We start from the raw sequence: 22,860 nt of genomic DNA, 5'->3' as shown, positions 1-22,860 counted from the left end.
TGCTGTAAATCACTGAAATTCACAGCACGGCCGACTCGGCAAAAAAAGCCGGCGATGTCCGCGACACCGCCGGCTTGAGGGAGCCGGCGCCAGATCGCAGGCTACGGGGTCCTCAGCTCACCCGGTCCCAGTAGCGGAGCTTGCCGCAGGCCTTGATGAAACCGGCCGCCTCCGCCTTGCCGGACAGTACGGTCATGCCGTCGTCCCGGTCGGTGACGCCGGCCGCGTCCAGCAGTGCGCCGGCGGCCTGGCTGAGGGCCATGAACTTGGCATGGGCGTAGGCGTCGGCGGCGAAGGCCCGGGCCGGGTGCATCGCCTTCAGGTCGGCGGCACCGTCCTCCGAGACGATGATCGCCACCGCGTCGTAGAGGACGGAGGGCCCGCCATCGATCTTCTGCTGCGCCGCAAGGGTCTTCCCGTTGGACAGCGTCACGCCATAGACCTTCGGCGCGACCACCTCGACCGTGCCGCCGGCCTCTTCGACCGCGTCCATCAGCCCGCCGACCAGATCGGCATCGGCGCCGTCGGTCACCAGCAGACCGAGCTTGCGCCCCTCGAACCGGTCCGGGCCGTTCTTCAGGATCGACAGCTTGTCGGAGACCGGCAGGTCGATCGGCGTCCGGGCCGGATCGGCCGCCTTGGGCATGGTCCAGAGTCCCAGCCCCTCGGCCACGTCCTGGGCCAGGCCGTCGTCGATGTTCAGCAGGTGGGAGACCACGCGTTCGCGGATACCGGGAACCTCGACCTTCGACAGTTCGAAGACCAGGGCGTTGGCGATGTGACCCTGCTCCACCCCGGTCTGGCTGCGGTAGAACTGCCGGGCCTGGCTGTAATGGTCGGCGAAGGTCTCCGAGCGCACCCGACGCTTGTCGCCCTGCACCCGGTCGGCGATCGATTGGAAACCCTGTTTGGGGGCGGCACGGGGTCCTCCCTGGCTCCAGGAGTTCGGCTCGTAGTTCGCCCGACCCTTGGGGTTGTGCATCGCCATGTGCCCGTCCTGCTGGAAATGATGGAACGGGCATTTCGGTGCGTTGATCGGGATATGGGTGAAGTTCGGCCCGCCCAGCCGCTTGGTCTGGGTGTCCAGGTAGGAGAAGTTCCGGCCCTGGAGCAGCGGATCGTCGGAGAAGTCGATGCCGGGGACGATGTTCTGGGTACAGAACGCCACCTGCTCGGTCTCGGCGAAGAAGTTGTCGACAACCCGGTCGAGCACCAGCCGGCCGATGATCCGCACCGGCACCTGCTCCTCGGGGATCAGCTTGGTCGCGTCCAGCACGTCGAACTCGAACGTGTCGGCGAAGGCGTCGTCGAACACCTGCACGCCCAGTTCCCATTCCGGGAAGTCGCCTGACTGGATCGCGTTCCACAGGTCGCGGCGGTGGAAGTCCGGATCGGCGCCGTTGAGGGTCACCGCCTCGTCCCAGACCACCGACTGCATGCCCAGCTTCGGCTTCCAGTGGAACTTAACGAAGGTTCCCTCGCCCTCGGCGTTGACGAACCGGAAGGTGTGGACGCCGAAGCCCTCCATGAAGCGCAGGGAGCGTGGGATCGCGCGGTCCGACATGACCCACATGACCATGTTCATGGCTTCCGGCATCAGCGAGACGAAGTCCCAGAAATTGTCGTGGGCCGACTGCGCCTGGGGGAAGCCGCGATCCGGCTCCGGCTTCACTGAATGAATCAGGTCGGGAAACTTCATGGCGTCCTGGATGAAGAACACCGGGATGTTGTTGCCGACGATGTCCCAGTTGCCGTCCTCGGTATAGAGCTTCACCGCGAAGCCGCGCACGTCGCGCGCCAGATCCGGCGAGCCCTTGCTGCCGGCCACGGTGGAGAAGCGCACGAAGGCCGGAACCCGGTTGCCTTCCTTCTGGAACAGGCCGGCGGACGTCGGCTCGGGAATTGCGTCGGTGACTTCCAGATAGCCGTGGGCGCCGTAGCCGCGGGCATGGACCACACGCTCGGGAATGCGCTCGTGGTCGAAGTGGAACATCTTCTCGCGGAAGTGCAGGTCTTCCATCAGGGTCGGCCCGCGGGCGCCGGCCTTCAGGCTGTTCTGATCGTCTGAGACCGGCGTGCCCTGGGCCGTCGTCATCCGGGGGGTGTCGCCGCGCGGGGTCTGGTGCAGTTCCCCGCCCTGCCCCCGTTCCGCCGGATGCTCGGTCCGCTCATTGGACATCTGGCTGTCGCTGGTCGGGCGATACAACGGCTCGTCTTGCATGGGGATACCCTCGCGGTTTCTGGAATCGGTCGCGGATGAGAGCGCGATCCGGATGGCGCGCCCTACCTTTGAACAATTCCAGAAAAGCGAAGTTCCAAGCCTTCGCAGACGCGACTGACACCAGTGACACAGCCGGTTCTGCGGGACCCCTTACATCCAGGTCCCCGCCAGCGTGACCGGCGCGGCCCCGGTCCCGAGCTTGAAGCGGCTCACGCCCTCCATGGCGGCGTCGACGCCGCCCAGGTCGAGCCAGCGCACCCCGTCGGCAGCCAACCGGCGCATGCCCTCCCACAGCAGGAGACGGTTGGCGTTGGCGGCACGCCCGGCCTCGCTGGTGTAGGCGACCTGATAGGTGGCGGAGAACCCGTGGCGCAGGAACAGCACGCCAGCGAGCGGCTCGGACCCGCGCTCGGCCTGGAGCAGCAGCACGTCGCGCGGGCGGGGCGCGCAGATCGCCAGGGCGGCGGCGAAGGCGCCGCTCGCCGCACGGAACCGCCTGCGCCTGCGCTCCGCATCGTAGCGGGCAAGCAGCCAGTTCAACGCCTGACCGGAATGGGCGTCGCGGATCCGCAGCTTCTCGCCCTCCGCCGCGAGAAGCTGGTTGCGCCATTTCTGGTTCAGGCCGGCCCGCAGGCGGTCGGCCCCCACCGTCAGATCGATCCAGGCCGTGGAATAGCCGGTGACGGTCTGCTTCAGGTTCAGGCTGCGCATGGCCGATCGGGAGAAATCCCCATCGATCATCTCCGGCGTGAAGAACAGCCAGTTCAGCCTCGGCATCGGCCAGCGGTCGGCGATCAGCCGGTGGACCGCCACGCATTCCTCTTCGGTCACATCCTTCAGGAACAGCGGCCCGCGCACCACCTTGGCCAGCCGGGCCGCCCGGACGAAGGACCATTCCAGCGCCTGGACGATGGCCACCGGCTTGCCGTCCCGCGTCACCACGCCCCGGGTCGGCCGGTAGGGCGAGCCGGCGGCGATCGCGTCCCCATACATCCAGGCCTGCTCCAGCGGCGCCATCGGCACCGCACTGTGCAGATCCATCCAGCGGCGCATGTCGCCCCCATCCCAGGTCAGCACCAGTCCGGCACGCTCGCCGCCCGACCATCCGGCCTGGGAAGCCGGCCTTCTTTTGCTTCGGACTACCGCCATAGTGGTTCCGTCTCCGCCGCGCCGAGGCTACTCTTGCGTCCATGGTAGGCATTAAGAACAAGCCCGTAACCATCCTTGGTCACGAGGTCCAGCGCCGGCACTACACGTGGTGGGCAATCCTGTACGTGCTGATCTTCGTCGGCCTGCCGGTCACCCTGCTCATGGCCCTGCTGGACCTGGCGGCCTGGGGGCTGACGGTTCACGTCTTCGGTGCCGACTGCTACGGCATCGGCTGCCTGTTTCAGTGAGGGCGGCACGGTGCGGGTCGAGTGATCCTGTCCTATACCGGAACCGCGAGCGCAGCGCCGGGCTGATACGGCGGCCGGAACTTCCGGCGACGGTCATCGTCCTGATCGTCGATTTCGGCCCGACCGCGCGGTTCCTCGACAGCACCTCCGGGACGGCTGCCGGCCCCATTCTAGAGCCAAATCCGAACCGGCACGCCCCTGGGCCGCCGACACGCACCGGCGGATCAGCCGTCCTTGCCCTCCGGCAGCTCGATCCCGGCGAGCTTCTGGAACACCTTGATCACCGCGCTGTCGTCCTCGCGTCCGAGGCCGGCGGCGGCGGCGGCAAGGAACTGCTGATGGGCGGCGGCGGTCAGCGGCAGCGGGAAGGTATGCCGCTTGCCGGTCTCCAGCACGATGCCGAGATCCTTCACGAAGATGTCGACCGCGCTCTTCGGCGCGTAGTCGCCGTCGAGGATGTGCGGGACCCGGTTGTTGAACATCCAGGAGGCACCGGCCGAATTCGAGATCACCTCGTACAGGGTGTGCGGGTCGACCCCGGCGCGCACACCCAGCGCCATCGCCTCGCAGGCCGCCGCGATATGCACGCCGGCCAGGAGCTGGTTGATGGTCTTCACCGAGGCACCGATGCCGTGGGCCGTGCCCAGCCGGTAAACCTTCTTGGCGATGACATCGAGCACCGGCTGGGCCAGGTCGAAGGCGATGTCCGGCCCCGACGCCATGATCGACAGTTCGCCCGCATTGGCACCGACCGCACCGCCCGAGACGGGGCCGTCGATCATGTGGATGCCGCGGTCGGCCAGATCCTGGCCGATGGCGACCGCGTCGGCCGCCGGCACGGTGGCGCTGGCGATGACGACGGAGTCCGCCGCCATGGATTCCGCCGCGCCCGCGTCGGCGAAGAGAACGCTGCGCGTCTGTTCCGCGTTCACCACCAGCACGATGGCGACATCGACATTCTTGCCGAGTTCCCACGGACTGGTGGCCCAATGGCCGCCGATCTCCTCCAGCTCGCTGCGGCGGGTATCCACCACGTCGCAGCCCCAGGTCTCGATCCCCGCCCGGCGCAGCGAGCGGGCCACGCCCATTCCCATGGAGCCGAGGCCGATCACCCCGGCGCTGATGCTCTCGGTCATGCTTTCCTCCCGTTGGCGGATCCGCGTCGCCCTGCGCCCCACCTTCCGGCAGGATAGTGTCCTTACGAGAAGACTTCGTACAGCCGCAGGAACATCCGCACCGCCGTCACCCCCAAGAATAGGGCGAACGCGCGCCGCAACCAGACCCGGTTCAGCTTGTGGGCGATGGCCGCGCCGTAGGGCGCCATCAGCGAGGACAGCGGGAAGATCAGCAGGAAACCGATGATGTTGATGAAGCCGATCGACAGCGGCGGCCGGTTCTCCACGCCCCAGCCGGCGATGGCGAAGCCGATGACGCCGGGAATGGCGATCGGCAGGCCGAGGGCGGCGGCGGTACCGACGGCGCGATGGATCGGGAAGTTGAAGGCCGAGAGGGTCGGCACGGACAGGGTCCCGCCCCCGATCCCCATGGTCACCGAGAAACCGCCGATGAAGAACGACATGATCGCGTTCTTGATTTTGGAGACCGGCAGGGAATCGGCCACCTTGAGTCCGTCGCGGCTCGCCATGTTGATCGCCACCAGGGAGGCGACGACGGCGAAGATCGCGGTCAGCATCCAGCTCTTGAACTGGCCGGCCAGGATGGTGCCGATGGTGGCGCCGACGAACGCCCAGACCGCCCAGACCTTCAGCAGATCGACATCCACGTTCCCCTTTTTCCAATGCGCCCGCATCGAGAAGATCGAGGTCGGGATGATCGTCGCCAGGGAGGTCGCCACGGCCACGTGCATGGCCCATTCAGGCGGCAGGTGGAGCACGTCGAACATGTTGAACAGCACCGGCACGATGACGATCCCGCCGCCGACGCCGAGCAGACCGGCAAGCAGGCCGGCGACCGCACCGGTGAAAATCAGGACGAGAATGGACGGAAGGTAGCTGGCGAGTTCGCCGCCAAATTCAGGCATAAGGGTACTCCGGACAGGAAGGCGGGTGTTCCCTACACCGGGACAGACGGCGAATAAAGACCACAAGACGTAGCAGCCAGCCGGACCGGCGCTTCACGTCGCCTCACGCAGTGTTGTGTTCGCCCCCGCCACGCGGTGCCGTATGACCGGACGACCCGGCTACGGAGGCTGTCATACGTGCCCTGCTGCTCGTCCTGCTCCTTGCCCTCGCGTCACCGGCCGTCGCCGAGACGCCGGGCGGCACCGTCACCGTGGACACGCACCGGCCGTTCGCCGCCTATATCGACGCGCTGCCGAAGGCGATCGGGGACAACGGCTTCAACATCGTCGGCATCGCCTGTGCGACCTGCGCCATCCGGAACGCCTTCAACGAGGCCGTGCCCGGCAACCGGGTCTTCCTGTTCTTTCGCCCGGATTACGCCCGCCGGATGCTGCGGGCCAGCACCGAGGCCGGAATCGAGGCGCCGATCCGGCTCTATGTGACCGAAACCGAGGACGGCACCGCCCGGGTGACCTACCGGCGGCCCAGCCAGGTCTTCGGCACCTACGGGATCGACGACCTGACCGCCATGGGCCGGGAACTGGACGTCCATGTGGCGACGATCCTGCAGACCGCCGGCGAGGCGGGCTGACGATGGAATACGGTGCGCCTCAGCTACGGCAGCGACATCGGCGCCTTGTTTTCCGAAGCCCCTGCCGGGATCGCTGGTCGGCCGCCGGCGGCGACCTATCTTTCGGCTCGATCAACCCTCCGATCACCCAAAGCATACAACGACAACAGGGAGTAGCCCGATGACCGACACACCGACACGCCTGACCCGCCGTGCCGCCCTTCTGGGGGCCGCCGGCGTCACCGCATTCGCCGCCTCCGGCGTGTTGACCGCCCCGCCGGCCGGTGCCAGCGCGCCCCTGCTCGGCCCGACCCAGCGGACCCATCACCGCTTCAAGCTCGGCGAGTTCGAGGTCACGGTGATCCATGACGGCTTCATCGCCCTGGACGGCCCGCACCCGATCTTCGGCACGGACCAGGAGCCCCAGGCGGTCGAGGCGCTCGCGGCCGAGAACTTCCTGCCGCCGAAGAAGATGACCATCGGCTTCTCGCCGGTGATCGTGAACACCGGAGCCGAGCTGATCCTGTTCGACACCGGCAACGGCGCCGGGCGCCGGCCCGACGCGGGTCAACTCCGCGCGCTCCTCGCCGGCGCCGGTTATACGCCGGAACAGATCGACATCGTCGTCCTGACCCATTTCCATCCGGACCATATCGGCGGGCTGATGGAGGACGGCACCCCGGCCTTCCCCAATGCCCGATACGTCGCCGGCCGGGTCGAGTACGACTTCTGGTCGCCCCAGGAGAAGGCGAGCGGCCCCACCGAGCGGGTCGGCAAGCTGGTACAGGCCAACGTGGTGCCCTTCGCCGAGAAGATGACCTTCATCGACGACAATCAGGATGTGGTTTCCGGCATCACCGCGGTCAGCGCCTTCGGCCATACGCCTGGGCATCTCGCCTTCCATGCCGAGAGCGCGGGCCAGCGGCTCATGATCACCGGCGACACCGCCAACCACTATGTGATCTCGCTGCAGAAGCCGGACTGGCACGTCCGCTTCGACATGGACAAGGACGCCGCGGCGGCCGCACGCCGGAAGGTGTTCGGCATGATCGCGGCCGACCGGATTCCGTTCTCCGGCTACCACATGCCCTTCCCCAATATTGGCTATGTGGAAGCGCAGGGCGACGGATTCCGCTATGCGCCGGTGAGTTATCAGTTCGACGTGCAGTGAGGGATAACTCCCCGACACAGCCAGTCATAGTAGAGCCGGCCGTATTATTTCGGCCGGCTCATGAGTGTTCGGCGTAGATTTTAATGTCTCAGTGAAACATTAAGCCTTACGATTCCTGCTCTGAATAACAAAGTCAGGATATGACTGACCGATGACGCAGGATGACCGTGATCCGGACCGAAGCGTTGACGGGTCCGGCCACGCGAGGAAGGCCACTGGTGATACCGCCCCCCTCGACATGGACCCCAGGCTGCTGCCGTCCCTGCGCCATCTGATCAGGGGCAGCGCCGGCCTGGCCGTGACGCGCGACGGCCAGCCGGAGCCTGAGCTCGTGCTGGCCCTGGTCTCGGATCTCCCGGCAGTTTCCTCCGCCACCCTGGCGACCGACCCCGGCGGGCTGTCGCCCGACCAGCGCCGGTTCGCGTTGGACCCGGCCGGAACCGAGGGCGGGCAGACGTCACTTGTCGCGACCTTCCATTCCGTGGCCCTCGCCCATGCATTGGAGGACGACCTCAGGCGCACCCTCGATCTCCTGCGCATCGGCCGCGGGGCGCCGGCCGAGCCGACCCTGCCGCCGGTCGATCTGCGGACCTGGCGCAAGGAACGAGCCCTCGCCCATATGCGCCGCGCGTTCATCATCACCGACCGCGACCAGCGCATCCTGTGGGTCAACCCGGCCTTCGAACGGGTCACCGGCTTCCAGCGGGCGGACGCGGTGGGCCAGATCTGCGACGAGCTGCTGGGATATCGGGAACACAACCCGGACCTCGTCTCCCGCCTCGCCCGGCACCTGAAGGACCGGGAATCGTTCGACGGCGAGATCCGAATTGTCAGAGCCTGGGGCGAGGCGCTGACGGTGCACCTGGAACGGCATCCGGATGTCGATCCCGACGGGCGCATGGTCTGGCTGTCGCTGCTGACCGAGGGCTCCCTCATGGAGGAGGGCGGGCGAACGGAAACCGAGACGCGGTCGCTGGCGATCTCGGCCAGCCATGGCCAATGGTACTTCGAGACCGATCCCGAAGACCGGTTCCTGCGGGTCTGGGGCGGACCGGCCATCGCCGCGGGCCGGCGCATCGGCTTCCGCCGGGAAGACGTCTCCGCCGAAGACACCACCACGCAGAAATGGGACCAGTACCGCAAGGCGCTGGCCCGCCGGGAGCCGTATCAGGATTTCATCTACCGGGTGAAGGCGATCCCGACCGACCGCCTGGTAATGGTGTCGGGCACGCCGCGCTACGATCGCCAGGGCCGGTTCCTCGGCTATGAAGGCGTCTCGCGGGATGTCACCGATATCGAGCGCAACCGGGTCAACTCGATGCTGGTCGGCGCCGCCCTTGAAGGCATCCAGGAACTGATCGCCCTGTTCGACGACATGGGCACGGTTCTGTTCATGAACCAGGCGTTCATGCAGACGTTCCGGCTCGACCCCCAATCCATCCACCTGCGCGAGACGACGATCGAGAACCTGACCCGCGACATCATCCGGCGCGGCGATCCGGACCTCGACGCCGAGACCAGGGAGATGGCCGTGGTCGACCGGCTGCAGCGGTACTGGTCGGCGACCGGCTCACACGACTATCGGTTCGGCGACCGCTGGATCCGGATCCACGACCGCCCGACCTCCGATGGCGGCCGGCTGGTGGTCGGCTTCGACAACACCCAGGCCCGGGCCAGCAGCGAAGCGATGACCGCCGCGCTGGAGAAGGCCGAGGCCTCGGCGCGGGCGGCCGACGCCTTCCTGGCCCGCATGAGCCATGAGCTGCGCACGCCGCTCAACGCGATCATCGGCCTGTCGGAACTCATGACCACGGACCAGATTCAGCTCTCCCAGGACAAATTCAGGGAGTACGCCGGAGATATCAACCGATCCGGCCGGCACCTGCTGGACCTGATCCAGGACATCCTGGAATTCTCCTCGATCCGCTCCCGCGACCGCACGCTCTCGGAGGACGAGGTGGACGTGAGCGCCGCCGTCGCGGAGGTGCAGGCCATCGTCCGTCCGATCCTGTCGCGCCGGACCCAGGCCCTGGTGGTCACGAACACGCTGGCCCCGACGGACAGGGTCCGCGGCGACACCCGCGCCGTGAAGCAGATCCTGATCAATCTGCTCACCAACGCGTCGAAATACGGTCGCGCGGAGGGACGTGTCTGGCTCGAGGTGGCGCGCCGCGACGACCGGGCCGCGATCATCGTCATCGATGACGGTCCGGGCATCTCGCCGCGCGACCTGCCCCATGTCTTCGACCCGTTCTATCGCGGGATGAACCCGATGAACGCAGGGACGGACTCCGAAGACGTCGACGGCACCGGGCTCGGCCTGGCGATCGTGAAGACCATGGCCGAGCGCATGGACGGCCAGGTCACGCTGGACAGCTCGGCGGAGACCGGAACGCGGGTGACGATCGAACTCCCCTTGGTCTCCGGGACGGCCGAGCCGGCTACGGATCGACCGGCCACCCGGTCCGCCGGCAGAACTCCAGCTGTTCCGGAGTGAAGACCGAGAGATCGCGCTCGCGCCACCGGCCGACGGTCGAGGGCACGATCACCTCGCGGGTCGCCGCCGCCAGGGCCGCCGGGTCCGGCGCCAGCCCCAGTCGGCCTGCGAGTGCTGCCACATGGGGCACCGGATCGGCCGCGAAGGCGTCGAAATTCAGCGGATAGATCCGGCCCTCGTGACGCGCCAGCAGGCCGTCGAGCCGCCGCTGGGTGCGGATCCAGTATTCGAGCTGTGCCGCCTCCGGCGCGGCAAACCCGTCCGGATCGAGATCGAAGAGCCAGCTCCAGTTGCCGAGCTGCCCCTTGTTGTCGCTGTAGGCCATGTCCAACGGATGGCGGGTGACATAGACGAACAGCGCGTCCGGCCAGCGCTCCAGGATGGGTTCCACGAACAGGTGGCAGTTCGGCTCCTTGGTCATCCAGCCGATGGCGCCCGGCGTCCCCACCAGACCGCGCCCCTGCTGCCGCCGGAACCGCCGCAGCGCCGGCCAGCGCAGCATCGACATCGCGCCGACGCCCTCGCGCATGACCTGCTCGAAGAGCGCCAGGCGGCGGTCGATGGCTTGCGGGGTCGGGCTGCCGCGGATCCAGTCGGGGCGTTTGAACAGCTCGGTGAAGATCAGATTGTCGTTGGCGCCGTTCAGGCAGCCGCCGGCGTAGTAGCCGAGCGCCATCATGGTGCCGGCCACCGCTCGGGTCCCGGAGCCGCCAAGGCCGCCGATGAACAGAATGGGTGCTTCAGACGTCACGAAGGGCGGATAGCCGAGCGGGCCGGGTCCGTCAATGGCGGTGACCATCGCATGACGGACCCGGCGCCGCCGGGTTCACTCGGCGCCTTCGACGATCCGCATGTCGCGCTCGGCACCGTCGCCCAGCGCGTCCAGCGCCTCCTTGTAGGCCGGGCTGTCATGGGTGGCGACGGCGGCCTCGACGCTCGGGAACTCGATCAGCACCGTGCGCTCGGCCAGCCCCGCCTCGTAGGTCTTGGCCGGCATGCCGCGGGCCAGGAACGTCCCGCCGCCGGCGGTGATCGCCGGACCGGCCAGCTTGGCATAGGCGGCGAGCTTGTCCGCGTCCTTGATCTTGCGATACGCGGAAATCCAGTAGGCTTTCGCCATGTCATCCTCCGAAACAGACGTGAGGGGCGATGAGAACGGGTCGGCACGCGCTTTGGCAATGCCTGATCGAAGGCCTCAGGTCGCGGACAGGCGGCGACCGGTGAACAGGATCCAGAGAACACCGATTCCCAGCACCACATAGACGGCGCAGGCCAGCGCGATCGCCTCCATGGTGATACCGGCATCCAATCCCCAGCCCATCAGGGCGGGCGACAGGGCGCTGGAGACCACCGAACAGGCGGTCACCAGAGCCCGGATCGCGCCCAGGTGGCGGACCCCGTATATCTCGGCCCAGAGGGTGCCGAGCAGGGTGGAAGACGCCCCCGAAGTGGCGCCGCACATGGCCAGGAAGAACAGGCCGGCCCAGACCGCATCCGACGCGGCGAGCAGCACCAGACCGAACACCATCGGGGCCAGATAGACCCGGGCCACCCGCCGGGCGCCGATCCGGTCGATCGCCGGGCCGGCCACCAGGGCGACGGCGATCTGACACACGGCGTATCCCACATAGCCGGTGGCGAAGATCGAGAGGTCCCACCCCTTCGACTCCGTCAGATACACCTGATGGAACAGGATGCCGGTGACGATGAAGGACGGCGCCAGGACGGCGGTCAGGGACCACAGAAAGGTCGGATCGCGCAGGACCTCGCCGCGGGTCCATTGCCGCAGCGCGCCCTCCATCCCCTCGTCAACGGTGCGCGCCATCAGATCGGTGTGGCGCCGCCCATGGGTCGCCAGCAGGAGCAGGGCGAGCGGCAGGAACACCGCCAGCGTCAGCAGTCCCGCCCCGCCATAGGTCCAGCGCCAGCCGATCAGGGCGATCAGGGCCACCGCCACCGTCGGCCAGACCGCCTCGCCCACCGGAAACCCGAGCGCGGCGAGGCTGACCGACCGGCCGCGCACGCCCGCATCGGCGTATCGGGCGACCGAGGTGACAGCCGTGTGGCTCGCCAGTCCCTGCCCGAAGAACCGCAGCAGGAACAGCACGATGACGAGAGTGACGGGGCCGGTCATGGCCGAGGCGAAGGCCGAGGCGGCGGCGATCCCGGCCAGCACGATGGCGGCGAAGATCCGCAGATCCACCCGGTCGATCATGCCGCCGGCCCAGAGCAGCAGCAGCCCGCTCGTCAGGGTCGCCGCCGAGTAGAGCGTCCCGAAGCCGCCATGGCTCAGATCGAAGGCCGCGCGGAACTCGGCCGAGAACAGGGAGATGAAATAGGTCTGACCGAAACTGGACGAGAACGACATCAGGAAGCCGAACGCCAGAAGCCGCCAGTCGAGGGCGAGGCCGCGAAGGGACATCAACATGGAGCGATCCCCCGGGCCGGCCCCGTCAGGGCGAAGAGCTCGGGCGGCGTGTCGATGCCGGCAAGGTCGGGCCGGCCGCGGGACATGGCCGGAGCGTCCGGGCAGGCCTCGACCACCGCTGCGGACAGCAGAACCGCGTCGCCGGTCTGCTTGCAGGCCTGCTCGATCCGGTTGGCCAGGTTGACGACATCGCCGATCACCGTGAACTCCAGCCGGTCCTCGCTGCCCACATTGCCGACCATGGCCTCGCCGGCATGGATGCCGATGCGATGGGAGATCGGCGGGGCGCCGGCGGCCAGCCGCTCGGAATTGATGGCCTGCAGGGCGTCCATCATGCCTTGGGCCGTGGCCACCGCCCGGGCGCAGGGCGCCGGCATCGCCCCGGTGGCGCCGAATGTCGCCAGGATCCCGTCGCCGATGAACTTGTCGACCGACCCGCCGTTGCGGAAGATCACCTCGGTCATCCGCTTCTGGTAGTCGGCCAGAAACCGCATCGTCGCGTCCGGACCCATGGAGGCGGACAGGGCGGTGAAGCCGCCGATGTCGGAGACGAGCACGGCGACGAAGCGCAGGCTGCCGCCCGGCCGCAGGAAGTCCGGATCCGCGGTCGCCACCCGTTCGGCCACCTCGGGCGAGAAGTAGCGGCTGAGTTGCCCGGCCGCCTGCTCCAGCCGCGCGGCGGAGATCACCGTACGCCGGGCGATCCAGGTCGAGAAGCCGACGATCGCCCCGGTGCCCAGCAGGAACGCCGTCTCGTTGGCGACCCGCCCGAGATGCAGTGCCGGCCCCATCACATGTTCCTGCCAGGTCGGCAGGGTCGCCATCACGGTGGCGGGATCGTCCAAGGCGACCGAGATCAGAATCCCTCGGAACACGGCCAGCAGCACCGTCACCACCACCGGATAGAGCGGCTGCAGGGTGGTCGCGCTGACCAGCAGGAGAACCAGCCCCATGGGATAGCCGGTCTTCACCAGATAGGCCGCGGAGGTCCCGGTTCCCTCCCACTCCAGGAAGACGAACGGGCCGGTCGCCAGGATCGAGACGGCCATCGCGACGAGACCCGCGGCGGTCACCCACTTTCGACGGCGCACGAGAACCAGCAGGCCGGTCAGGACAAAAAGGCCCGGCACGGAGATCGCCAGGACCGCCAACGGGGATGCGCGGGACACGAACACCAGGATGCCCAGGACCAGGGCGACGATCCCGACGATCTCCAGCACGATGAAGAGGGCGATCCCCTTCGCCTCGCGGTCGCGCAGGACCTCGGCCGTCGTGCTCACGCCGCGGTCAGCTCCGCCAACGCAGGGTGGTCTCGCGCACCGGGTTCTCGAACGCGCCCTCGGTCCAGCCGCCATAGGCCTTCTTCAGGCGGTAGTACCACTTGGCCTGCATGTCGGCGTCGTTGATGAGCATCAGGTTGGGGTCGTATTTCAGCCCGCGCTGCTGCTTGACCACCACGTCGCGGTCCTGGCCCAGGAACTTTCGCGCGAAGACCCGCAGGATCGGCTTCAGCGCCCCGGCCCAGCCGACGTTCCAGTACATCATGTGGTGGATCTCGGTGGTCTGTCTGTCGATCGGCGTGACTGTGGTCAGGTTGCAGACCCGCTTGTCGCCGACCTCGATATCCTCGATCCGGATGCCCGGAAGGCGGAATCGGATCTCCGTGGTCGGGGTGCCGCCCAGCAGCTTGTAGGCGGCGGAGTTGCTCGACGGCTGGTGACGCAGCATGGCGAAGCCGTACTCGGCCGGCCCGAAGCGCTTGGCCTTCTCGTGGATCGAGCGCTTGGAGCGCCACCACCAGCTCTGGTGCACGAAGGGTCCGTGCGCCGGGTCCATCAGCCCGATCACCGCGTGGTCGATATGGCTGGGGAAGATCATCCGCTCGGTCAGGCCGGGGCCGAGCGTCGTGACCTCGGGCAGGTCGGGCGGGGCCACCTTCGGCTCGGCCCGGCCGCGCGGATCGGCGGACATGTAGACCCAGATGCCGCCGCCGCGCTCCTCCACCGGATACGGACGCACGCGGATGGCGTCCACATCCATCTCCTGATCTTCGGTCAGCGAGGGGATGCAGGTGCAGTGACCGGTCGGGGCGAAGCGCCAGCCGTGATAGCAGCACTCCACCTCCTTGCCGTCGAACCAACCGTCGGAGAGCGGGATGCCGCGATGCGGGCAGATGTCGCGCAGGGCGAACGCCTTGCCCTCGCTGGTGCGCGCGAAGACCAGCGGCTCTTCCAGCAGGGTCTTGTCGCGCATCTCACCCGGCTTCAGCGCCGCCGACGGCATCGCGAAGTACCAGATGTCGCGGAGAAAATCGTTTCCGTCTATCGCCATGACCGGACACTGCCACCGAGGTTGACCGGAGGCAACGCGGTTGATGACCGCAGCGGTGGTTCAGCGGCGGTTCAGGCGGCGGATCAGTTGTCGGCGCAGTCCATGCAGAGCGTCGCGGCCGGGTCGGTGCCGAGGCGGGCGGGTTCGATCTCCTCGCCGCAGCGCACGCAACTGCCGTACTCACCGGCGTCGAGGCGTTTGAGGGCCGAGCCGATGCGCTGCAACTCCAGCGTCCGGCGTCGATCGGTCTCCAGGGCCATGGCCTGATCCTGGATCGCATCGATCCGGGACAGCCGCCCGACCCGGCTCTGATCGAGCTCCACCGCCCCGCGCGCCTCCTTGGACCCGGCCATCAGGGCTTCGATCTCGGCGCGGCGTTCGGTCAGCACGCGACGAACAGCCTCGTCGTCGTCCGTATCGAACTGGAGGTCTTGCATGGGGGTCATATCCGGATGATGCACCGGATGGCCGATTTGTCCTAACGATTCCCGGCCGGGTCCCGCGGCGTTCAGTAGACCAGCTGGTCGTCGCCGCCCGAACCGCCCAGCACGATCTCGCCGCGGTCGGCCAGGTCCTTGGCCGACTGCACCATGGCGTTCTGCGCGTCCTCCACGTCCTTCAGCCGGATCGGCCCCATGGACTGCATGTCCTCGCGCAGCAGCTTGCCGGCGCGTTCCGACATGTTGGAGAAGAACAGGTCGCGCAGCTCCTCCGACGCCCCCTTCAGGGCAATGGTCATCTTGTCCTTGTCGACCGCGCGCAGCAGGGTCTGCACGCCGGCAGGGTCGAGGCGGTTGAGGTCCTCGAAGGTGAACATCAGCGAGCGGATCTTCTCCGCGCTGTCCTTGTTGCGCTCTTCCAGGGCCGACAGGAACCGGCTCTCGGTGGCGCGGTCCAGGCTGTTGAAGATCTCGGCCATCATCTCGTGGCTGTCGCGCCGGTTGGTGCGCGCCAGGTTGGACATGAACTCGGTGCGCAGCACCCGCTCCACGTCGCGCTCGATCTCCTTGTTGACCGCTTCCATGCGCAGCATGCGCATGACCACTTCCATGGCGAAGTTCTCGGGCAGGGTCGCCAGTACCTTGGCGGCGTGCAACTGGCTGATCTTGGCCAGGATGACGGCGACGGTCTGCGGGTATTCGTTCTTCAGGTAGTTCGCCAGAACGTTCTCGTTCACGTTGGCGAGCTTGTCCCACATGGTGCGACCGGCCGGGCCGCGGATCTCCTCCATGATGTCGGCGACGCGGTCCTCGCCCAGCACCTTGGTCAGGAGCCGCTCGGTACTGTCGAGCGAACCGACCAGCGAGCCGGTGGAGGACACCTGCTCGGCGAATTCGACAAACAACCTTTCGACGATATTCGAAGAAACGGTTCCGAGGCCGGCCATGACCTGGGAGATCTCCTTGATCTCCTCGTCGTCCATCTGGCTGAACAGCGCGGCGGCCTGCTGCTCGCCCAGGGACATCAACAGGATGGCAGCCTTCTCGGGCCCATTGATTCCGCGGTAATCCTCACGAACGCGCATGATCTCTCCGGCCTCTGGCGCCGATTCCGTCCGAATATGGGGTCACTCAGCTTCTGAACAATAAATCCCTACATGCGACGGGTACATATATCAAATTACCTTACAATGTCGACGCCCAACGCCCGCTAGACTTGAAAAGCGTTCAGCCGGCGGTCGTCCATCCAGACAACCTGCGGACCTCGCGCGAGCACTGCGCGGAGTTCCGCCTCGGCATAGAGATCGATGCTGGCGAAGACGGCCTGGAGCGTGCCGCCGAAATCCTCCATGTGGCGCCGCCAGAGGCTGTTCAGGCGGACAATGCCGGGCCGGTCCGCCGGCCGGTCCACCGCCCGCGGATGGGCGACATACTCGATGGCCGCGTCCTCCAGGCGCCGGTCCACGTCGGCGCCGGCAAAGGCGCGGCGGCGCAGGCTCGGCGCGCCCAGGGTGCCGTCGCACAACCCGTAATGCCAGCGCGGGTCGTGGAACACCGGCGCCAGCACCTCGCGGCGGATCCCGGCGAGCGAGACATCCCGCCCCTCGACCCGCACCAGCGGCACGTCCCAGGGGCCACGCGGGAACAGGCCGCCGGTCCGGATATCGTCCGGGCTGCCCACGATCAGGTGATCCAGGACCAGGCGCACCACCAGGGCATTATACAGGTTCAACCAGAACGCCAGCTGCTCGCGCCGCGACAGCGACGCCACGGGCAGCGCCGACTGCTCGCGGACATAGGCTTCCAGCAGCTCCCGGTCGGCGGTCGAGAACCGGGTGTAGTCGACCCGGGTGATGCCGTCGGGCCAGTCGCGGGTGTTTCGGTCGAGGATGACCTGCCAGACCCGGTGATCGACAACCCGGGGCGACAGCGGGTCGTGGCGGTGCCAGATCTCCGGTCCCGGCCCGCCAGCACAGGCGGCGACAGGCAGAACCGCCAGAGCGGCAATCAGGTCTCGGCGCGGCATTCCTCTCGGCATGGGCGCAGTCTACGCGTTGACGCGCCGCCACGACCATCGCTACATGGCGCGTCTTCCCGGGAGCCGACGCTTGGATGCCATCCTCAATGCCGTCGTTCCTCTGTTCGCCGTGATCTTCGCCGGCTTCATCGCCGGCAAGACCCGCGTGCTGGCGGAGGAATGGGTACGCGGCCTGAACGTCTTCGTCTTCACCTTCGCCATGCCGCCGATGCTGTTCCGGCTGATGGCGACGACCGACGTCACCGCGATCGGCGAGTGGTCGTTCGTGGTCGGATTCTTCTACAGCGAGGTGCTGGTCTTCACCGCCGGTGCGGTACTGGGCGGGCTGCTGTTCCGCCAGCGGTTCGCCGAGATGACCATGCAGGGTTTCGGATCCTGCTTCTCCAACGGCGTGCTCCTGGCTCTGCCCCTGCTGATCGGCCTGTTCGGAGAGAAGGGCGCGACCCCGGCCGTCCTGCTGTTCACCCTGGACGTGCTGCTGTTCAGCATCGTCACCATGATGCTGGAGATCGCCCGCAGCGGCGACCGACCGGGCGGCGGATGGCGGGCGGTGCGCCAGTCGCTGCGGGCCATGCTGAAGAACCCGATCCTGATGTCGACCCTGCTCGGCATCCTGTGGGGCATCGCCGGCCTGCCGCTGCCCGATCTGGTCGACAAGAGCTTCGGCTTCATCGGACAGGCCGGCCCGCCCTCGGCCCTGTTCGCGCTCGGCGCCACGCTGGCCTACCGCCGGGTCGCCGGCAGTGTCGGTCCGGCCGCCATGATGGTGATCTTCAAGCTGTTCATCCACCCGGCGGTCACCTTCGTGATCCTCGCCTATGTGGTCGGCGCCGATCCGTTCTGGGTCCAGGCCGCGGTGATCTTCGCCGCCTGTCCGGTCGGCGCCAACGTCTATGTCTTCGCCCAGCATTACGGCATCTCGGTCACCGCCGCCTCGGCCGGTATTCTGGCGGCCACCGGCCTGTCGCTGCTGACCGTGACCGGCCTGCTGATCCTCTACCCGCCGATCGGAGTCTGACCATGGCGCCCCGGCGCGCTGGACCTCGCTCCACCCCCCGCTCCCGCAAATCCGCGAACCACCAGCGCACCGGCTTCTGGAGGCGCCGGACCGGCCGCTGGTCGCGCTGGGCGGTGGTGATCGCCGCCCTGGTCGCCGCCGTCGCGGGGCTGCGCCAGTCCGAACTGTTCTACCCCGTCGACGAACCGTTCGAGCGGGACCTCTATCGGCATTGGAGCGATGCCGACGGCGACTGCCGGGACACCCGCCAGGAGGTGCTGGTCGCCGAAAGCCTGGCGCCGCCGGCGATGAGCGCCGACGGCTGCAAGGTCGTCTCCGGCCGCTGGTACGACCCGTTCACCGGCGCCACCTTCACCGACCCGGGCGACCTGGACGTCGACCATCGGGTTCCGCTGTCGGAAGCGCACCGGTCCGGCGCCCATCGCTGGGATGCGGCCCGGCGCGCGGCCTATGCCAACGACCTGTCCCACCCGGACACGCTGATCGCCGTCGACAAGAGCGCCAACCGATCGAAGGGCGACGGCGACCCGCTGTCCTGGATGCCGCCGGAGTGGGGGTACTGGTGCCCCTATACCGCCCGCTGGCGCGCCACCAAGCAGCGCTGGGAACTGCAGGAGGATCTGCTGGAGGGGTGGTGGATTGACGCCGTGCTCGCCGGCTGCAGACTGCTGGGTCGACCGACGGGTCCATGACGGGACACGGTCCCGCAAGCGGCCTCCCGGCGGAAAGGAGACCACGGCAAGGGACAACCGGACATGACCGAGCTGATCCTCACCACTTTCGACTGGGTGCCGGAGCCGCCGCGGGGCTTGGTGCGCGACCTGCGCATCCGTTGGGCGCTGGAGGAGGCCGGTCTGGCGTACCGGGTGGAGAGGGTGCCCTTCGACGATCGGGGGACGGAGCATTTCGCCCACCAACCCTTCGGCCAGGTCCCGTGGCTGACCGACGGCGATCTGTCGATCTTCGAGACCGGCGCCATCCTGCTGCACCTGGGCGGACTGAGCGAGGCGCTGCTGCCGGGCGAGCGCGGGCGGCGCAGCGACGTGGTGCAATGGCTGTTCGCCGCCCTGAATTCCGTCGAGATGGCTGCCCTGCCCTGGGTTCTGTACAGGTTCACCGGCGACACGACGGACACGCCCGGACGCCAGCTTCTCGAGTCGTTCCAGGCCGGCCGGCTCAAGCACATGGAAGCGGTGCTGGCGGACCGGGAGTGGCTGTCCGGCGGCTTCTCCGTCGCCGACATCCTGATGGCCGACGTGCTGCGGATGGTCGATCGATTCGACGGGCTGTCCGGACATCCCGGCTGCCGCGCGTATGTCGCCAGAGCCACCGGCCGGCCGGCCTTCGTGAAGGCCCATGGCGACCAGCTCGCCCATTTCGCCGCGGCGGATGCCCTCCGCATGCAGCAATAGGGCGTCCGGAAAGCCGTTGGCCTATTCTGTTCAGCGGTCGACTGTGGTCCTCTATCGGCCCCGTTCCGCCCCACTCAAGGGATACCGCCGCATGCCGTTCGACTTCGACGAGATCATCGACCGCGAGAACACCCACTCGGTCAAATGGGACTATCACAACCACGGCGGTTTCGCGGCCTGGGACAAGACCTACGGGCACAACGGCGCCGACCGGGTGCTGCCCATGTGGGTGGCCGACATGGATTTCCGCTGCCCGCCGGCGGTGACCAAGGCGCTCGGCGACCTCGCCGCCCACGGGATCTTCGGGTACTCGGCCAAGACCGACGATTATGTCGACGCCGTCTGCGGCTGGTTCCGTGACCGCCAGGGCTGGGACGCCCAGGGCGAGTGGCTGATCACCGCGCCGGGCGTGGTGCCGACCCTGAACGTGGTGGTGCGCGCCTTCACCCAGCCCGGCGACAAGGTGATCGTGCAGCGGCCGGTCTACTACCCGTTCTTCCGGGTGACGACCAACAACGGCTGCGAGGTGGTCTCCAACTCGCTGATCCTGGAGGACGGCGCCTACCGCATGGACCTGGAGGATCTGGAGGCGAAGGCGAAGGACCCGAAGGCCAGGCTGCTGATCCTGTGCTCGCCGCACAACCCGATCGGCCGGGTCTGGACCGCCGAGGAGCTGACTGCCGTCGCCGAGATCTGCGCCCGCCACGGGGTCATCGTGGTGGCCGACGAGATCCACGGCGACCTGATGTTCCCGGGCGAGACCTTCACGCCCTTCGCCACCCTCGGGGACACCGCGGCCCAGAACACCATCGTCTGCACCGCGCCGTCGAAGACCTTCAACCTGGCCGGCCTGCACACCTCGAACATCTTCATCCCGAACCCGGCCCTGCGGGAGCAGTTCGCGGCGACCTACGCGCTGCACACCCTGCCGGGGATGAACCCGTTCGGCATCGCCGCCACCATGGCCGCCTATCGCGGGGCCGGCGAGTGGCTCGACGCGGTGATGGCCTATGTCGCCGGCAACGCAGACCGGCTGATCGCCTTCTTCGGGCAGGAGGTGCCGGAGATCCGCGCGATCCGGCCGCAGGGCACCTACCTGCAGTGGTTCGACTGCCGCGCCCTCGGCCTGGACAAGGACGCGCTGGAGGACCTGATGCTGAACCGGGCCAGGGTCTATTTCGACGAAGGCTATATCTTCGGTGACGAGGGCGCGGGCTTCGAGCGCATCAACCTCGCCTGCCCGCGCAGCGTGCTCGACGAGGCGCTGGTGCGGATCCGCGACGCCGTCCGGGCTCATCGCGCCTGAAAAGACGCATAGTCGCCCCCTCGAATTGCCTTCCAAGAGGGCGCGGGAGGCGACGCAGAAGACGAGAAGGGCCGGCGCTCAGCCGCCGGCCACATAGGCCGAGAGCTGACGGACCTCCTCCTCGGTCTCCTCCAGGCGGAACTTCACCACGTCGCCGATCGAGACCATGCCGGCGAGCCGTCCCTCCTCCAGCACAGGCACATGCCGGAAGCGGCCCTGGGTCATCATCTCCATCACATCGGCGATGGTCTGGCTCGGGCTGCAGGTCACGACCTTGGCGGTCATCAGGGCGCTGACCGGCTCGTCGAGCACGTCGCCGCCCTGCTGGGCCAGCACGCGCACCACGTCGCGCTCCGACAGGATGCCGGCGAGCGCGCCGCCATCGGTGGTGACGACGATGCAGCCGATGCGCTTTTCCGCGAGGGTGGCGACCGCGACCCCGACGGGCGTATCCGGCGCCACGGTCACGACGTTCTTGCCCTTGGTCTTCAGGATGTCGGAAACAATCATCTCTACCTCCCGCTTGGCGAAGCGGGCGGGCCGGTCTGGCGACCCATCGGAACGACGCTGCGTCATCGTCGGCGGCTCGGCGACGGCTCGGCCGCGCCCGTTCCGAGGCAGCTAGAACGGCCCGATCCCGTCGCAAATGCCCAATTGGCCGGGCCTTGGCGTCATGATCCGCCCGATTGCCGCCCCATGCAAGCGCCTCGACGGTGGCACCGTCGCCCGGCCTGCGGTAGAACAGCACCGGCTGTCCTCGTAGCTCAGCTGGATAGAGCACCAGATTCCTAATCTGGGGGTCACAGGTTCGAATCCTGTCGGGGACACCATTCCATCTCCCGGACGCCGTCCCCGGCTGAAACCGCGACCGACGGGACCTTCCGCCGCTCGGACCGGCCCCTTCCGGAGCAACCGGCCGCCCGGCCCGCAGCGCGGGGCGTCAGCCGCCGGTGGCCTGGGCGCGCAGTCGGTCGATCACGTTGTCGTCGGTGATCCGGCGATGCACCGCCTCCACGAAGCTCGACAGGCCGAACATCAGCAGGCCGACCGCCACGATCCCCAGCAGCCAGGGACCGTAGGGCTGCTTCTGCAGTTCCCGCAGCGCCTCGGCAAGGCCGCCGGCCTGACTGGGATCGGTGTTCCAGCCGGCGCTCACCAGAAACACCGCCACCAGGGTCAGCACGAAGGCACGGGCTGCATAGCCCGCGCGGCCGACCGCCTCGGCCGTCGCGTGCGTCTCACCCGAGATCGTGAGGTCGTCCATGAAGTCGGCGGTCCAGGCGGACTTGGCCTGGGCAAGGGCGACGCCGAACACAACGGCGCCGATCGCCATCACCATCCAGGGGCCGTAGGGCTGCCGCATCAACCAGGCGGTCCAGCCGTTCATGTCTCCGCCCGACAGGGTCAACCCGATCGCGAGGGCCGCGGCATAGATCGCCAGACCGATATGGATGACCGCGCCGACGATCCGGCCGGTCCGCACCACCATCCCGCGGGCGTCGTCACCGATGTCGTTCAGGTCCAGGATCGCCTCCACCAAGCGGAACAGCCCGTAGAACAGCAGCCCGAGCGCCATGGCACCGAGCATCGCCCAGCCGAACGGCCCTCCGACCAGGCTGTGCAGGGCGCCCTTGGTGTCCGTGGGAACGCCGAGGCCAAGCGCCGAGCGGATGGCGAACCAACCGACCAGCAGATAGACGACGCCGTGCGCCGCAAACCCTATGCGGCCGAAAGTCTCCAGTCGGTAGACCCGGTCCATAGGGCTCTCCTTGACGCTCGCTCGGGCAGTAACGCGCGAGACCGGGCCGCGGTTGCCTGCGAAAGGCGTCCGGCGCCGGCTCGCCCCGTCGCGATCGCCCCAACGCCATCGCCGCGCATCCCGGCCGCGGCGTTATGGAAATCCTTGGAAATTACTCTTCTAGGTTTTTTTATTGTTATTTTCATCCGAT

22 protein-coding genes and 1 tRNA gene are annotated in these 22,860 nt (G+C 67.8%); 9 read left to right on the top strand and 14 right to left on the bottom strand.

The window, feature by feature from the left end; genetic code table 11:
• Window positions 1–112 precede the first annotated feature (112 nt).
• Together G578_RS0106995 and G578_RS0106990 are read right to left on the bottom strand one after the other, a co-directional pair.
• Window positions 113–2,221 (bottom strand): catalase, encoded by a 2,109-nt coding sequence (locus tag G578_RS0106995; RefSeq protein WP_084618738.1) that lies wholly within the window; start codon window positions 2,219–2,221, stop codon window positions 113–115.
• A gap of 150 nt (window positions 2,222–2,371) precedes the next feature.
• Window positions 2,372–3,274 carry a GNAT family N-acetyltransferase gene (locus G578_RS0106990; RefSeq protein ID WP_028793622.1) on the bottom strand — a complete coding sequence of 301 codons (903 nt, stop codon included), beginning with the start codon at window positions 3,272–3,274 and terminating at the stop codon, window positions 2,372–2,374.
• 137 nt (window positions 3,275–3,411) lie between these two features.
• Between G578_RS0106990 and G578_RS29420 the strand changes: the two genes are divergently transcribed.
• Window positions 3,412–3,618, top strand: a complete 207-nt coding sequence (locus G578_RS29420; protein ID WP_156907227.1) for a hypothetical protein — start codon at window positions 3,412–3,414, stop codon at window positions 3,616–3,618.
• Between the two features lie 224 nt (window positions 3,619–3,842).
• On the opposite strand, the gene ltnD is transcribed toward G578_RS29420, so the two are convergent.
• The gene (ltnD, locus tag G578_RS0106980; RefSeq protein ID WP_028793621.1) at window positions 3,843–4,754 is read right to left on the bottom strand and encodes an L-threonate dehydrogenase; all 912 of its coding nucleotides are present in this window, start codon (window positions 4,752–4,754) and stop codon (window positions 3,843–3,845) included.
• 62 nt (window positions 4,755–4,816) lie between these two features.
• Window positions 4,817–5,659, bottom strand: a complete 843-nt coding sequence (locus G578_RS25170; protein ID WP_038013798.1) for a sulfite exporter TauE/SafE family protein — start codon at window positions 5,657–5,659, stop codon at window positions 4,817–4,819.
• 251 nt (window positions 5,660–5,910) lie between these two features.
• Between G578_RS25170 and G578_RS25165 the strand changes: the two genes are divergently transcribed.
• The 3 genes from G578_RS25165 (at window position 5,911) to G578_RS0106960 (ending at window position 9,938) form a co-directional block, all read left to right on the top strand.
• Window positions 5,911–6,291 carry a DUF302 domain-containing protein gene (locus tag G578_RS25165; RefSeq protein ID WP_051244209.1) on the top strand — a complete coding sequence of 127 codons (381 nt, stop codon included), beginning with the start codon at window positions 5,911–5,913 and terminating at the stop codon, window positions 6,289–6,291.
• A gap of 160 nt (window positions 6,292–6,451) precedes the next feature.
• Window positions 6,452–7,441 (top strand): MBL fold metallo-hydrolase, encoded by a 990-nt coding sequence (locus G578_RS0106965; RefSeq protein WP_028793620.1) that lies wholly within the window; start codon window positions 6,452–6,454, stop codon window positions 7,439–7,441.
• A gap of 238 nt (window positions 7,442–7,679) precedes the next feature.
• Window positions 7,680–9,938 (top strand): sensor histidine kinase, encoded by a 2,259-nt coding sequence (locus tag G578_RS0106960; protein ID WP_028793619.1) that lies wholly within the window; start codon window positions 7,680–7,682, stop codon window positions 9,936–9,938.
• On the opposite strand, the gene G578_RS0106955 is transcribed toward G578_RS0106960, so the two are convergent.
• From G578_RS0106955 to G578_RS0106920, 8 genes are all read right to left on the bottom strand, one after another.
• Window positions 9,883–10,737, bottom strand: a complete 855-nt coding sequence (locus tag G578_RS0106955) for a sulfotransferase family protein (protein WP_051244208.1) — start codon at window positions 10,735–10,737, stop codon at window positions 9,883–9,885. The two genes, G578_RS0106960 and G578_RS0106955, sit on opposite strands and share 56 nt — an antisense overlap.
• Before the next feature lie 27 nt (window positions 10,738–10,764).
• Entirely contained in the window at window positions 10,765–11,058 is a 294-nt protein-coding gene (locus G578_RS0106950; protein ID WP_028793617.1) for a DUF1330 domain-containing protein, read from the bottom strand.
• Between the two features lie 75 nt (window positions 11,059–11,133).
• The gene (locus G578_RS25160) at window positions 11,134–12,366 is read right to left on the bottom strand and encodes an MFS transporter (protein WP_038013793.1); all 1,233 of its coding nucleotides are present in this window, start codon (window positions 12,364–12,366) and stop codon (window positions 11,134–11,136) included.
• Window positions 12,360–13,646: an adenylate/guanylate cyclase domain-containing protein gene (locus tag G578_RS28255; RefSeq protein WP_051244205.1), complete on the bottom strand. Its 1,287-nt coding sequence runs from the start codon at window positions 13,644–13,646 to the stop codon at window positions 12,360–12,362. The genes G578_RS25160 and G578_RS28255 overlap by 7 nt, the downstream gene beginning before the upstream one ends.
• 7 nt (window positions 13,647–13,653) lie before the next feature.
• Window positions 13,654–14,697, bottom strand: a complete 1,044-nt coding sequence (locus tag G578_RS0106935) for an aromatic ring-hydroxylating oxygenase subunit alpha (protein ID WP_028793616.1) — start codon at window positions 14,695–14,697, stop codon at window positions 13,654–13,656.
• 83 nt (window positions 14,698–14,780) lie between these two features.
• Complete coding sequence (locus G578_RS0106930; RefSeq protein WP_028793615.1) at window positions 14,781–15,134, bottom strand: TraR/DksA family transcriptional regulator; 354 nt, start codon at window positions 15,132–15,134, stop codon at window positions 14,781–14,783.
• Between the two features lie 71 nt (window positions 15,135–15,205).
• Entirely contained in the window at window positions 15,206–16,222 is a 1,017-nt protein-coding gene (gene fliG / locus G578_RS0106925; protein ID WP_084618733.1) for a flagellar motor switch protein FliG, read from the bottom strand.
• A 125-nt stretch (window positions 16,223–16,347) separates the two neighbouring features.
• The gene (locus tag G578_RS0106920; protein ID WP_084618732.1) at window positions 16,348–17,175 is read right to left on the bottom strand and encodes a DUF547 domain-containing protein; all 828 of its coding nucleotides are present in this window, start codon (window positions 17,173–17,175) and stop codon (window positions 16,348–16,350) included.
• Between the two features lie 70 nt (window positions 17,176–17,245).
• Between G578_RS0106920 and G578_RS0106915 the strand changes: the two genes are divergently transcribed.
• From G578_RS0106915 to G578_RS0106900, 4 genes are all read left to right on the top strand, one after another.
• Window positions 17,246–18,193, top strand: a complete 948-nt coding sequence (locus G578_RS0106915; protein WP_028793612.1) for an AEC family transporter — start codon at window positions 17,246–17,248, stop codon at window positions 18,191–18,193.
• A 2-nt stretch (window positions 18,194–18,195) separates the two neighbouring features.
• Entirely contained in the window at window positions 18,196–18,885 is a 690-nt protein-coding gene (locus G578_RS25150) for an HNH endonuclease family protein (protein WP_211228876.1), read from the top strand.
• A gap of 63 nt (window positions 18,886–18,948) precedes the next feature.
• Window positions 18,949–19,605: a glutathione S-transferase family protein gene (locus G578_RS0106905; RefSeq protein WP_028793611.1), complete on the top strand. Its 657-nt coding sequence runs from the start codon at window positions 18,949–18,951 to the stop codon at window positions 19,603–19,605.
• A 91-nt stretch (window positions 19,606–19,696) separates the two neighbouring features.
• Window positions 19,697–20,911, top strand: a complete 1,215-nt coding sequence (locus G578_RS0106900) for a MalY/PatB family protein (protein ID WP_028793610.1) — start codon at window positions 19,697–19,699, stop codon at window positions 20,909–20,911.
• A gap of 78 nt (window positions 20,912–20,989) precedes the next feature.
• Here the strand turns inward: G578_RS0106900 and G578_RS0106895 are convergent, their stop codons facing one another.
• Window positions 20,990–21,421, bottom strand: a complete 432-nt coding sequence (locus G578_RS0106895) for a CBS domain-containing protein (protein WP_028793609.1) — start codon at window positions 21,419–21,421, stop codon at window positions 20,990–20,992.
• 243 nt (window positions 21,422–21,664) lie between these two features.
• Here G578_RS0106895 and G578_RS0106890 point away from each other — a divergent pair.
• A tRNA-Arg gene (locus tag G578_RS0106890) sits at window positions 21,665–21,741 on the top strand.
• Window positions 21,742–21,851: 110 nt separating this feature from the next.
• Here G578_RS0106890 and G578_RS25145 read toward each other — a convergent pair.
• The gene (locus G578_RS25145) at window positions 21,852–22,670 is read right to left on the bottom strand and encodes a DUF1206 domain-containing protein (RefSeq protein WP_038013787.1); all 819 of its coding nucleotides are present in this window, start codon (window positions 22,668–22,670) and stop codon (window positions 21,852–21,854) included.
• Window positions 22,671–22,860 lie beyond the last annotated feature (190 nt).

The organism is Thalassobaculum salexigens DSM 19539, assembly GCF_000423805.1.
GTDB lineage: Bacteria > Pseudomonadota > Alphaproteobacteria > Thalassobaculales > Thalassobaculaceae > Thalassobaculum > Thalassobaculum litoreum.
The sequence above is the reverse complement of the archived record's forward strand: the minus strand, read 5'-3'. Positions and strand labels throughout refer to the sequence as shown.